The 14,126-nt window shown below is 44.2% G+C and carries 8 protein-coding genes; 3 read left to right on the forward strand and 5 right to left on the reverse strand.

Features of this window, described 5'->3' with window-relative positions:
- Positions 1 to 225 precede the first annotated feature (225 nt).
- Positions 226 to 1,698, reverse strand: a complete 1,473-nt coding sequence (locus CXF93_RS00180) for a carbon starvation protein A (protein ID WP_101060217.1) — start codon at positions 1,696 to 1,698, stop codon at positions 226 to 228.
- A gap of 303 nt (positions 1,699 to 2,001) precedes the next feature.
- On the opposite strand from CXF93_RS00180, the gene CXF93_RS00185 reads away from it, so the two are divergent.
- The 3 genes from CXF93_RS00185 to CXF93_RS00195 are packed head-to-tail and all read left to right on the forward strand — an operon-like array spanning position 2,002 to position 5,954.
- Positions 2,002 to 3,960, forward strand: coding sequence for a DUF3604 domain-containing protein (locus CXF93_RS00185; RefSeq protein ID WP_101060219.1), 1,959 nt, complete (start codon positions 2,002 to 2,004; stop codon positions 3,958 to 3,960).
- Between the two features lie 42 nt (positions 3,961 to 4,002).
- A complete protein-coding gene (locus CXF93_RS00190) occupies positions 4,003 to 4,914 on the forward strand; it encodes a peptidyl-prolyl cis-trans isomerase (protein ID WP_101060221.1) in 912 nt (303 codons plus the stop codon).
- Positions 4,911 to 5,954, forward strand: a complete 1,044-nt coding sequence (locus CXF93_RS00195) for a HupE/UreJ family protein (RefSeq protein ID WP_101060224.1) — start codon at positions 4,911 to 4,913, stop codon at positions 5,952 to 5,954. Before CXF93_RS00190 ends, CXF93_RS00195 begins: the two co-directional genes overlap by 4 nt.
- A gap of 83 nt (positions 5,955 to 6,037) precedes the next feature.
- Here CXF93_RS00195 and CXF93_RS00200 read toward each other — a convergent pair whose 3' ends face one another.
- The 4 genes from CXF93_RS00200 to CXF93_RS00215 form a co-directional block, all read right to left on the reverse strand.
- Positions 6,038 to 6,646 (reverse strand): MarC family protein, encoded by a 609-nt coding sequence (locus CXF93_RS00200; protein WP_101060226.1) that lies wholly within the window; start codon positions 6,644 to 6,646, stop codon positions 6,038 to 6,040.
- A 342-nt stretch (positions 6,647 to 6,988) separates the two neighbouring features.
- Entirely contained in the window at positions 6,989 to 8,971 is a 1,983-nt protein-coding gene (gene glgB / locus CXF93_RS00205; protein WP_198551549.1) for a 1,4-alpha-glucan branching protein GlgB, read from the reverse strand.
- A gap of 134 nt (positions 8,972 to 9,105) precedes the next feature.
- Positions 9,106 to 11,283 carry a 4-alpha-glucanotransferase gene (gene malQ, locus CXF93_RS00210; RefSeq protein WP_101060228.1) on the reverse strand — a complete coding sequence of 726 codons (2,178 nt, stop codon included), beginning with the start codon at positions 11,281 to 11,283 and terminating at the stop codon, positions 9,106 to 9,108.
- A gap of 18 nt (positions 11,284 to 11,301) precedes the next feature.
- A complete protein-coding gene (locus tag CXF93_RS00215) occupies positions 11,302 to 13,758 on the reverse strand; it encodes a glycogen/starch/alpha-glucan phosphorylase (protein WP_101060230.1) in 2,457 nt (818 codons plus the stop codon).
- Between the last annotated feature and the right edge of the window lie 368 nt (positions 13,759 to 14,126).

Consider the following 14,126-nt stretch of genomic DNA (forward strand, 5'->3'; position numbering starts at 1 on the left):
GCTACATATTACGGTGTTGTTGTTTATTACTTTTTATTCAACCTATGAACTTTTAGAAAACAATAAAATTATCTTTGCTCTCGGTTTTGTTATTGTCATTCCATCGTTAGTGTTACTGATTAAATCAGCTGAATACGCGAGAAAATATTTTCCTTAGTATTGCTTAGTTAGCATCGAAAGCGGCTGGATAATCCCCCTACCGCCTATTTCTATCAACTCTTTTCCCTACTCAATAGTTGCCACAGGTTTACGTTTAAGGTGTGCTAATATCAAGGCAATTAGCCCCATTACACCAACCGCAATACCCGCTGGCTGACTCATTTCTTGCGGTAAGCCAAGGCCAATGCCAGCAGTCATGATGTAAGACACCGTAATACTAGTGCCGATAACCGCGGGTAAACTCACGATCCAATGGAACGTGCCGCGATCAAATAAGTACTTAGTCGCTAACCATAATACGCTGGTAGAAAGAAGCATGTTTGAAAATGCGAAATAGCGCCAAATCAATGAGAAATCGATTTTAGTCATGAAATAAGCAATCACTAAGATTGGTATTGCCACTAATAAACGGTTACGCATACTTTGTGGAATTTTGAAGGCATCAATAATGGTTAAACGCAGCGAACGAAAAGCAGTATCGCCCGACGTAATTGGGAAAATAGCCACGGCGATAATAGCCATAATGCCACCAGCAGCGCCAAGATAGGTAGTCGCCACTTGGTTAACCACTAAGCCAGGGCCACCCGCATCAAGAATACTTTTTAGCTCAACATAACCACCAGGGAATGCCGCAATACCCGCTAATGCCCATACACAAGCCACAATACCTTCACACATCATTGCGCCATAATAAACAGGGCGAACATATTTCTCATTAGTTAAACAACGCGCCATGATCGGTGCTTGCGTTGAATGAAAACCACTAATTGCACCACAAGTAATAGTCACAAACAGTAACGGCCAAACCGGTAATCCATCTGGATTTGGTTCTAACAAATCATTGTTGTAATGACTGTGATCGAAATAAGCAAAGATATCACCCATTTCAGGTAACTGCGGTGCACTAAATATTAACGCCACTGCCATAGACACTGTCATCACGATCATTAACAAACCAAATATTGGGTACAATTTAGTAATGATTTTATCAATCGGTAACATAGTTGCTAAGAAGTAATAGCCTAAGATCACTAATACCCAAAACACATTATTCGCCAAAAAGGTGCCTTCAAAATATTCTAAATTACTTAGCAAACCTGCTGGGCTCATAATAAAAACCACACCAACAAAGAATAACAACATGGCAGTAAATACCAGCATCACCCCTTTGAAATAGACATTAAAGTAATGCCCAGCGATCTCAGGTAAACTTTTACCGTCTTCTTTAATACTCAGTACACCAGAATAATAATCATGAACTGCGCCACCAATAATATTACCTAATACGATCCACACTAATGCTATCGGACCATACAAGGCACCCAAAATAGGACCAAAAATTGGACCCACACCGGCAATATTTAGAAATTGAATTAGGAAGGCTTTGACTGGGTGAACAGGAACATAGTCCACGCCATCTGCAAAGCGGGATTGCGGTGTTTTTGCTAGTGGGTCGATACCCGCTTGACGTTCTACAAACGGACTGTAGAACTTGTAAGCGAGCAGTAATAGTGCAATACAAATAAAGAAGATCAGCATATTAAATAGTCATCCATGTTATGAAATTATTAGCTTTTGTTATTAACGTCATAAACTTACACCTACTTTTTAAGTAAGCAACCCTTAATGGGTACGGCCGTGCACTGCGTCGTGTTTTTATATTTTTTGACCATTTCAGGTCTACCCAGCAATATTATTGTGACATTCTCAACTACACTCAGACAAAGCTGCGCACTTACGTCACTCTATAAGTAAGTTAAAAACCGCCACCTCAGCGAGGAACGCTATCGCAGTACAACAAGCCATTGCAGCCCTGATTAGACAAAATAAACAGGAAAACTTATGCGAATCCCTACAACCTTTAAAAAATCCACCATTGCATCCATTGCTCTTACCACACTTGCGTTCAGCCCAATTGCTAACTCAACTGGCAGCGGCGGTATTGTCAGCGATGACACCTCATCGATGTTCTCTGCAGGTAAAAAAGCAACCTACTCACCCTATGCACAGCGTAACTTCCCGGATAGACCGCTGTGGGGCGATACCCATTTACATACCGCAATTTCATTTGACGCTGGTACTTTTGGTGCCTCGCTACTGCCAGCTGATGCTTATCTTTTTGCCAAAGGTAAAGAAGTGACCTCATCAACAGGTCAGCCAGTCAGGTTATCGCGACCGTTGGATTTTTTAGTGGTGGCGGATCACTCCGACAACATGGGGCTATACCCTGAATTACAGTCCGGAGCCCCCTTTGTAATGGCAAGTGAAAAAGGCCGCGAATGGAATTCTATGATTAAAGTTGGCGGTCAGGAAGGGGTTAAAGCAGCAGCGGATATTATTGGTCTTTTTTCTCAGGGAAAATTCCCTGAAGAATTAATGTCGGTGCCAGGTACCAGCCTCTATCGCAACACCTGGGATGGTATTATAGATGCTGCTGAAGATGCTAACGACCCCGGTCACTTTACGGCTTTCATCGGTTACGAATGGACCTCGTTGGATAAAGGTAATAACTTACACCGCGTAATAATGTATCGAGATAATGCCGATCGCGCCAAACTATTAGAGCCATTTACCGCCACCCCTCCATTAGGCAGTAATGATCCGGTAGATCTATGGCATTGGATGGATCGCTACGAAGAAAAAACGGCGGGTCAAGTGTTAGCCATTGCCCATAATGGTAATTTGAGTAACGGTATTATGTTTCCGGAAACCAGTACCTTTAAAGGCATTGAACTCGACAAAGAATACGTCGAAACCCGCGCCAAACGAGAGCGGCTATATGAAGTAACCCAAATTAAAGGCGACGGTGAAACCCATCCCTACTTGTCTACCAATGATGAGTTCGCCGACTATGAAACTTGGGATATAGGTAACCTCGATATCAGTGCGTTGAAAAAGAAAGCAATGTTAAAAGGCGAATATGCGCGTTCGGCATTGAAAACCGGATTGCAACTGGAGGACAAGTTCGGTACTAACCCTTACAAATTTGGTTTGATCGGTTCCACCGACAGTCATACTGGTTTAGCAACCGCTCAGGAAGACAATTTTTTCGGTAAACATTCTGGCGGCGAGCCCAGCAAAGATCGCTACTTACATCCGATGGCTAAAGTAGCTAAAGGTGAATACAAGGGTTATGCGCCAGTAGCATCAGGCTGGGCGGCGGTATGGGCTAATGAAAATACCCGCGCTTCTATCTTCGACGCCATGCAACGCAAAGAAACCTATGCAACCACTGGCAGTCGCATGGTGGTACGCTTCTTTGGTGGTTGGGATTTTGATATAAAAGACGCCAGCGACCGTCAACCTGCCAGAGCCGGTTATGCCAAAGGCGTGCCGATGGGCGCTAATCTAACCTCGCAACCGAAAGGCAAAAAAGCACCGACGTTCCTGGTAGCGGCATTAAAAGATCCTCTCAGCGGTAATCTTGATCGTATTCAAATTATCAAGGGCTGGTTGGACAACAAAGGCGCGTTGCATGAACAGGTTTATGATGTAGTTTGGTCTGATGATCGCAAAGCTGACGCGAAAGGCAAACTGCCTGCGGTTGGTAACACGGTAGATATCGCCAGTGCAACCTGGACTAATTCCATCGGCGAACCGGAACTCATCACGGTTTGGCAAGATCCAAATTTTGATGCCAAACAAAGTGCTTTCTACTATGCTCGGGTTATCGAAATCCCCACCCCTCGCTGGACCGCTTACGAGGCTGAATTTTATAACCTAAAAATGCCTGCGGAAGTGCCGATGATCACCACCGAACGCGCTTATACCTCACCGATCTGGTATACGCCGGTTAATTAAATACACGTATGCCATACAGACGATAGGACGGTAACCAGTATAATGAAGCAAGTATTTAAAGAACCCTTGTTAGTATTTCTATTGATTGGTGCGGCGATATTCGTGCTATTTCAGCAGGTGGCGGATGATCCGTTAACCGCAGATGCTGAGATAGTCGTCACCGAGGGTCATATCCAAGTACTGACATTGGGTTTTGAAAAACGCTGGCAACGTTTACCAACGGAGCGAGAACTAGAGGGCTTGATCCAACATTATGTGCGTGAAGAAGTGCTTTATCGAGAGGCATTAGCGCTCGGGTTAGATCGTGACGATACAATTATTAAACGGCGTTTGGTGCAGAAGTTGCAGTTCTTATCCGAAGATATAGCCACAGCGGACGAACCCGAAGAACAGCAACTACTCACCTATCTGGCTGCGCATCAAGAAAGCTATCGCCAGCCATCACGTTTTAGCTTTCGTCAGGTTTATATTAACGCCAGCAACCACGATGAAAACGCACAAAGTGAAGCGCTTAAACTATTAGCCATACTCAACAGCAACGATAGTAATGCCGATACTAATGCCGACACATTGGGCGATCCATTAATGCTCAGTCATCAATTTGAGCGGATCCCGGAAACCGAGGTTGAACGCGCATTAGGGGAGCCGTTTTTGCAGTCTCTACGTAAGATGCCTACTGGCAGTTGGCAGGGACCGATAACATCCGGTTTTGGTTGGCACTTGGTGCGTATCGATGAGCGCATTGATGGCAAGCCAGCCAATCTTAATACCGTACGTAAACAGGTCGTGCGTGACTGGAAAAGGCTGCAACGTCAACAGGCTAACAAAGCTGTTTATGAGCGTTTACGTAAAAATTATAAGGTGACAGTACCCAATTATGTAAGCACTGATAGTGATGTTAATAGTGATATCCAGAGCTCGATACAGCTTTACATGAGTAAGCTATCGTTATGAAACAATACCTTTGCAGTGTCGTGTTATTACTGCTTTCGGTCGCAACGGCCTATGCCGATGAATATCGCCCCGCTTATCTTGAGTTGCAACAACGCAGTGCCGAAGATTACGCAGTGCTGTGGAAAGTACCAACCCGTGGCTTGGATAAAAAATTGCCGCTGCAGGTGGTGTTTACCAATGATATAAAAATCATCAAGCCGATCAGCCGCACAATTGTTGCAGGCGCGTTCATTGAACGATCTATCATTAGTCGCCACGGCGGACTGGCAGGGACAACCATTACCATCGCTGGATTAACCGCAATATCCAGCGAAGTACTCGTGCGCATCCACCGACTTGATAGTTCCACCGACGTATTGCGCTTAACGCCTGCCATGCCAGCATTTGTGGTAACCAGTGCGCCACATCGCTGGGACGTAGCTAAAACCTATTTAGTGTTCGGTGCTGAACATATCTGGCAAGGCATAGACCATCTATTGTTTGTGGCTTGCCTTATTTTTATCGCTGGTTCATGGCGACGTATATTAATCACCATTACTGGCTTTAGTATTGCCCACTCCATCACTCTGACATTAGCCGCGCTGGCATTAATACAGGTTCCGGTACCACCGGTTGAAGCTGTGATAGCGCTGTCAATCGTGTTTCTGGCCAGAGAAATAGCACAGCCGCAGCGTGACACTTTAACCTGGCGTTATCCGATCCTGGTATCGGCTACGTTTGGCTTATTGCACGGTTTTGGTTTTGCTGCGGCGCTGGGTGATATAGGCCTACCACAAGCAGAGATACCAGCTGCGCTGCTGGCATTTAATGTCGGTGTTGAGATTGGTCAAATAGCCTTTGTGAGCGTGCTGATGGCAATAGTTTGGATTGTGACCTCGTTGCTAAAAGCAATGCAACACTTACCTTATTGGCAAAAGCCGCAAGGCGCTATAGCCCCTCCAGTGGACGGATTAACTTGGTTAGAGAAGCCGATAGCCTACGCGGTTGGTGGTATCACGATGTTCTGGATGATTGAGCGGATAATTATTTTTTGGGGGTAAAGACAGTATATAATTTTGACGTTAAAGACAGTATGTAAATAGGTGCCGATTTCCCGACACCTATTCTTAGTGGTACAGCTCACTTATAACGCGAAATACATTTTAATCCCTTCAAGGGTATTCGCCGTTGCGACTGAAGCCAAAATTAACCCCATAACGCGGCTAATCACACTAGCGCCACTATTGCCAATCACCCGATGGATACGACTTGCTCCCAGCATTAAGATCAGCGCGATCAATAAAACCACCAATAATGTACCAGTCACTTGCAACTGCTCAAAAATAGAATATTTGGCATTTTCGGTCAGCAATACTGCCGCCAGCATCGCACCTGGGCTAGCGATTGACGGGATCGCTAACGGGAATATCGCCGTTTCGCTGACATTGGTTGCCAACTTTACTTCTTGTTCCGGCTTGCTCTCACCAAAGATCATCGATAAGGCAAACAAGAACAGAATGATACCACCAGCAATTTGAAATGCTGACAGCGGTATATTCATCGCGGTCAGAATAATTTCACCGACCACCACAAAGAAAATTAAAATACCCGCCGCGGCGAGTGTGGCAATAAGGGCTATTTTTCTTTTCTCGCGTTCACTGTGTCGAGCAGTAACCGCCAGAAAAACAGGTACGGTCCCAATAGGGTCGATCACTGCAAATAAAAAGATAAAAACTGATATATAGTCAATCATGATGTTTCTCCGTCGCATTTATACCGACTCGCGTATAAATGCTGTTTTAATGATGCTGTAAGTTCGAAAAAGCACCTTTAATCGCCGTAAAAACCAATCGATTCAGCCATGGTCAACCCGTTATTATTTAAGTATTCTCGCGCGAACTTACTCCGTAGATTAAGGGGTGTTTATAAACTATATTATAACGAAAGAACAGGCGTGTATTTTAAAGTATTGTAAAGCTGACGAGTACAGCCAAAAAATAGCATGATTGCGGATATAAATAACGCCAAAATCTGTTGTTGATCCATAAAAAAACCAGCACTAGGCTGGTTTATTCAATTATGCTGATTCAGCCGTTTACGACTTAGCAGGATACCAACGATAAAACACGGTCGCCAGTGGCGGTAGGGTTAATCGTACTGAATCGCTAAGTCCCTGACTCTGCACTTTCTCACTATCTGTACTGCTCACCAGCGGATAATTACTACCCGCGTAACAGCCAGCATCGGTATTTAATAACAACTCATAGCGACCAGAATTCGGCACACCAAGACGGAAATTATCTCTTGGTATTGGGGTGAAGTTGCTGATCACTAAGATACGCTCACCATTGTCACTAATACGTTCATGGGCGAGTACACTTTCAGATTTATTATCCTGCAAGCGCCATTCAAAACCAGCAGGATCGCAATCCAATTGATGCAACGCCGTTTGCGTCTGATACAGCTGATTCAAATCTGCCGTTAAATGCTGAATACCGGCATTATTGGGATTAGCGAGCACCCCCCAATCTAGCTGAGCATCATGGTTCCACTCCGCTAACTGACCTAATTCAGCGCCCATAAAGTTGAGTTTTTTACCTGGTTGGCCATACATATAACCGGTATAGGCACGTAAATTAGCAAACTTCTGCCATTCATCACCCGGCATTTTACCCAACAACGAACCTTTACCGTACACCACTTCATCATGCGACAAAGCCAGTACATAGTTTTCACTAAACGCATAAACTAGCGGGAACGTGATGGTATCGTGATGGTACTTACGGTTAATCGGCTCTTCTTGCATATAGCTCAAGCTATCGTGCATCCAACCCATGTTCCATTTAAAACCAAAGCCTAAACCGCCTAAGAAAGTCGGTTTCGATACACCAGGATATGCCGTCGACTCTTCTGCGATCGTCATGGCATTAGGAAAATGGGTATACACTTCTTCGTTCATCCACTTTAATACCTTGATGGTATCGTAGTTATGATTACCGCCATCGCAGTTCGGGATCCACTCGCCATCATTACGCGAATAATCCAGATACAACATCGACGCCACAGCATCAACGCGAATACCATCAACATGAAATTGCTCTAACCAATACAAGCTATTCGATACTAAGAATCGTTGTACATGGTCACGGCCACAATCATAAATATAACTGTGCCAGTCTTGATGCCAACCGCGTTTCGGATCTGGATCATTAAATAATGGCGTGCCATCAAAATTAGCTAAACCATGGTCATCTTCAGGAAAATGCGCTGGTACCCAATCGATGATCACACCAATACCGGCTTGGTGACACTGATCGACAAAGAATTTAAAATCATCCGGACTGCCAAAGCGACTGGTCGGCGCAAACATGCCAATCGGTTGATAACCCCACGAACCGTAAAACGGGTGCTCTGAGATCGGCATCAATTCGACATGGGTGTAATGCATTTTTTGTAAGTACGGGATAAGTTTTTCCGCCAACTGGCGATAAGTTAAAAACTCACCCTGTTCATTACGCTGCCAAGAACCAACATGCAGTTCATAAAATGACAAAGCTTGTTCATGCTTAGCTGTTACTGGGCGTTGCTGCCAGACGTCATCTTGCCATTGATAGCTATCTTGCTGATATACCAAGGAAGCAAACGACGGATACTGCTCTGCATGTGCCCCCCATGGATCAGCTTTATGGGGTAAGCTTTTTCCAGCATGATCAACGATAGCAAACTTATAACGCTCGCCAACCTGTAAATCAGCAATGAATACGCCCCACAAGCCCGCATCTAATTGGCGCAAGGCATGATCGTTGGTATTCCAGTCGTTAAAATCACCGACCACACTGACTTTACTGGCATGCGGTGCAAACACTAAAAAGCGTACACCAGATACACGCAAGCCGTCATGCATAAAGCTAACACACTGCGCCCCCATCTCTTTGTGCATGAGTTTTGGGGTATGCAAAGTATCCATGCTTGGCATTAAATCTGGGTATTTCTCAAGATTGTGGATCACGGCCACATTAGCCTGTGCCACGACGCGATTTGCTACAACAGTGTGCGCTGCTTTTGAAGTTGCCTGCATTGAAATATCCTTCTTCTCATTAAAGCAAAACAAGGAGGCTGGCAAACCAGACTCCTTGTTTAATTAAACTGATATAGTAAGTAATTTAAACTAATACAGGGTTAATTTACCACAAATTAACCCTGTTCATTAGCTCATACGCTGGCTTTGGCGCGGGCAGCTGTCAACTCTGCCGCTAAATAATTAACATTCGGGCAGCTAAACATATCATCCAATGTAGCTGATAGTTTACGACGCCAGTTCGGGTATTCATCAACCGTCCCAGGTACGTTAACAGGCTTATCCATTGCTAGCCAGTCTTCAAGCTGTAAACTCAACAAGCTACTTGAACCTGCTGCTAAATGTAATTGTAAGCTGTTACTCAATGCTTGGTCCATAGGCACATAGTCGGCATTGCGGCCAACGGATTCAGCTAATTTACCGTGCCAAGATACACTATTAAGTATTTCTTGTTTCGACTTACTGCGATCATCAAACAGCCCATTTAACTGAGATTGATCTGGATAAAGGCCGATGGTTTGACCTAATTTAAGATCTTCGCAATGCCAGAAACCGCGTAATGTTGGCATGTCATGCGTACACAAGGTTGCCATTGATTGCGCTTGGTAATGTGCTGGTGAAAAATAACCGCCATCTTCGGCAGTTTCAAAAAAGAATACTTTGTAAGAATGAATACCCGCTTCACTTAACAAGCTAACGATCTCGTCAGGCACAGTGCCAAGGTCCTCACCAATCACAGCGCACTGATGACGTTGACTTTCTAGCGCCAGAATAGCTAGCATATCTTGCACTGGATAATACATGTAAGCGCCAGATGTGGCTTTTTCACCTTTCGGTATCCACCACAGACGTAATAAACCTAATACATGATCGATACGCAGCGCACCACAATGCTGCATGTTGGCACGTAATAGTTGAATAAAGGCATCATAAGCAGTGGCTTTTAACTGCGCTGGATTCAACGGTGGTAAGCCCCAGTTTTGCCCTAAAGGCCCTAATACATCGGGCGGCGCGCCAATACTCACGTCTTGACATAAAGTACCGTCATCAGCCCACACTTCAGCGCCACTATCGGCAACACCGACAGCAAGATCGCGGTAAAGTCCCATGTTCATGCCTTGCTCTAAAGCAAACTTCTGTACATCGCCGATCTGTTCATCAGCAATCCACTGCAAGTACATATAACGTTGAATAGCAGGCTGATTTTGTTTAATAAACGCTTGTACTGCATCACTGTTAATATCACGTAATTCAGCAGGGAAAACTTGCCAACCCCACACGCTATCATCTTTATCGTGTAGCTGTTGATGCAGTGCATCGAAGGTTGCTTGATGCAATAAGCTTTCGCCACCTTTGGCTACAAACGCAGTGAACGCTTGCGCACGAGTGCTATTCGTCGCTAAGTGACGTTGTTGGAACTCCGTAAATAGCAGCGGTAACACACTCATTTTCAAGCGTGATACTTCGCTGTAATCCACCCATTCTGTGGCACGAACGGCATGTAAACCTTGTTGAAATTCATTACTACCAACACGCTGTTGCGCAGCAGCGCACAAGGCAAATTCAGGTACTGCAGATACATCTATGTATAACAGATTTAACCAGCGACGCGATGATGGGCTGTACGGGCTAGCGCCTTCTGGATTGGCTGGGAATAAAGAATGAATTGGGTTCAAACCAACAAAATCACCACCACGGGCAGCAATATCAGCCACCAGTTGTTTCAAATCACCAAAGTCACCGATACCCCAGTTATGATCGGTTTTCAGGGTATACAACTGAATACTTGGGCCCCAAGACTTATTGCCTTGTTCAATCGCAGGTTGTTTATAACAAGCTTTAGGCGCAATGATAAGGGTCATTTCATAAGGCGATTTACGACGACGGCGTAATACCTGTAATTGGTGATAACCCAAAGCTAAATCACCCGGTAGAGAAAAGGTCAGTACCCCGCCTTTGTCACGCGCATCGGTGACAATTTGCGATTGTAAATAACCTTCAACAACGTCACCTTGTTCGGTGGTTAGCTGCCAGCTAAAGTCACTGACTCTAGCGCTCAGTCCCAAATTCAGCTCAATATGAATGGGTTCACCTTTTTTAACGACTTTTACCGCCGCTAAAATTGGCATTTGGTGTTTTTTATCAGCCGACGCCAGTAGTGTTTGTTCAGATTCGGTGTCATAACCTAGCGCTGCTAATAAGCTGGTTAGCGTTTCATCAGAAACTAATTCATTGTTACCCCAAGCGTTGGTATAGCTATCTGCTATACCCGCCTGTTCAGCAACTTGTTTCAGCACATTACTTTGTTCCATTCTATCCTCCATGAATACTTAACGGCTAACCGCGTTTAATTGCCAAATGTTGTTAGCATAATCACGAATACTACGATCAGAGCTGAACTTACCATTGCGTGCTGTATTTAAAATCGCCATTTTTGCCCAGCCTTGCTGGTCACAATATTGCTTATCAATACGTGTTTGCGCTTGCACATAATCGGCAAAGTCAGCTAATACCAGATACGGGTCGCCGCCTTCTAATAAGCTATGACGTGTGGCATTCAATAAGCCAGGTTGACCCGGGGTAAATTCATCACCTTGTAATAAATCTAACGATGCGCGCAGTAATCGGTCTGAATTATAATAGTCATTGGCGTTATAACCTTGTGCCTGTAGTGCTTGCACTTCATCAACGTTAAGACCAAAGATAAAGATGTTGTCGTCACCGACTTCTTCACGGATCTCAACGTTAGCACCATCCATCGTGCCAACCGTCAACGCACCATTCAGAGCCATCTTCATATTACCGGTACCAGAGGCTTCTTTACCCGCTGTTGAGATCTGTTCAGACACGTCCGCAGCAGGGATAATGATCTCTGCAAGACTGACACGATAATCAGGCATAAATACTACTTTTAAGGTATCACCGATTCGTGGATCGTTGTTAATCTTTTCTGCTACCTTGTTAATTGCAAAGATAATTTCTTTAGCTAGCTCATATCCTGGCGCCGCTTTTGAAGCAAAAATAAACACTCGAGGCTGCATTTTGAAATCAGCATCGTTAATGAGACGGTGATACAGCGACAAAATATGTAATAAATTAAGATGCTGTCGTTTATATTCATGCAGGCGTTTAATCTGTACATCAAAAATAGCATCAGGGTTAAGGGTTATATCCATGTGCTCAGCAACCCAATCCGCTAAACGCTGTTTATTGGCTTTCTTAACTTGCATAAAATCAGCTTGGAATTGACTATCATCGGCAAATTTTTCTAATTTTTTTAACTGGTCGAGATCTTTGATCCAACCGTTGCCAATTTTACTGCTAATTAAATCTGACAGTAATGGGTTACAGAACTTCAACCAGCGACGTGGTGTAACACCATTGGTGACATTGTGTAATCGACCAGGGAAGAGTTCATTAAACTCTGGGAATAAATCACGCTTCACTAGCTCTGAGTGCATTGCCGCCACACCGTTTACGGCATAGGTACTAGCAACACATAAGTTAGCCATGCGTACACGACGCTCACTACCTTCTTGAATAATTGACAGCTTACGTAATTTATCTAAATCATTTGGCCACTTGTCTGCTACTGCGCCCATTAGACGTAAATTAATATCAAAGATGATCTCCATGTGACGTGGTAATAACGTCATCATCAAGTTTTCACCCCAAGTCTCTAGCGCTTCAGGTAACAAGGTATGATTAGTATAAGCAAAGGTTTTTGAGCTGATCGCCCAAGCGTCATCCCAACTTAATTTATGTTCATCAAGTAAGATGCGTAATAACTCAGGAATAGCGATCGTCGGGTGGGTATCGTTAAGTTGAATAGACTCTAACTTAGCTAAATCCGTGATTGAATGACCTGCCGCTTTATGGCGACGTAAAATATCAGCGACTGAACAAGCACAATGGAAGTACTGCTGCATTAAGCGCAGTTCTTTACCTTTATCGTGATTATCATTTGGGTATAATACTTTGGTTAGGTTACCGGCTTGAATATGGCTAGCTTGCGCTTCAACATAGTTACCTTGGTCAAAACGGTCAAGATTAAACGGTGCAGGCGCGCGACATTCCCATAAACGCAGTGGATACACAGAGTTATTATTATAACCAACAATCGGTAGATCCCACGCCATACCTTCTACTTGTAAACCCGGTACCCAGCGGCGATGACTGATGCGATCATTATCTGTGTACTCTTCGACATGACCATAAAAACCGACTTTTTGCGCTAACTCAGGGCGAATAACTTCCCAAGGATAACCCGTTTCATCGCGCCATACATCGGGTGCTTCTTGTTGACGTCCGTCATTAAAGCTTTGCTTAAACAGGCCATATTCATAATGTAAGCCATAACCTACCGCAGGATATTCCTCGGCAGCCAGTGAATCCATAAAACAAGCGGCTAAACGCCCTAAACCACCATTACCTAATGCTGGATCGCGTTCTTCTTCTAATAAATCGGTGAGGTTTTGGCCGAACTCAGCCATCGCAGCGGTTACTTGTTCATACAAGCCCATGCTGATAAGGTTATTACCAGTCAGGCGACCGATTAAAAATTCTAATGATAGGTAGTTTACGCTACGAGCATTTTTGATTTTCGGATCTTGTTCGGTAGCCAACAAGTTCATCGTGGTTGTTTCTGCCAGTGCATACTCCATCGCTAAGCGCCACGTATGGGCATCTGCTTGCGCTGGTACTGTGACTAATTTCGTCGTTAAGTATTTATTAACGGCGGCTTGGAATGCTGTTTTATCAAAGCTTTTGTTTACTGTCGATTTCATCTTACATCCTAATGCAATGCTGCAGGTTCAAAGTTTCAAAGTTTCAAAGTTTCAATTAAATATAAAGTTAAACTTACATATAAAGTTAAAAGTTAAAATTAGATAAATTTTCAATGAGATGAATCTTGCCTGAATGCGTAAAGTCCAACATCCTCCCACGCCTACAAATTCAAGGAGGAGGAGTTTGGGCGTAGATGTGTCGACTTCTAGGCTGCCTGCGGGACGGCGTGATAAAGCTCGCAGTTTATGGGGGAGGATGGGGGCATTTCAGTGATTTAAGTCGCGTTATTCGCCAACATGAATCACGACTCGCTTGTCTAAACAGCAGATAATTAAACAAGCGACCAAGATTAAAGATGCACGACCTT

Origin of the sequence: Moritella sp. Urea-trap-13 (assembly GCF_002836355.1) — a bacterium.
Lineage (GTDB): Bacteria > Pseudomonadota > Gammaproteobacteria > Enterobacterales > Moritellaceae > Moritella.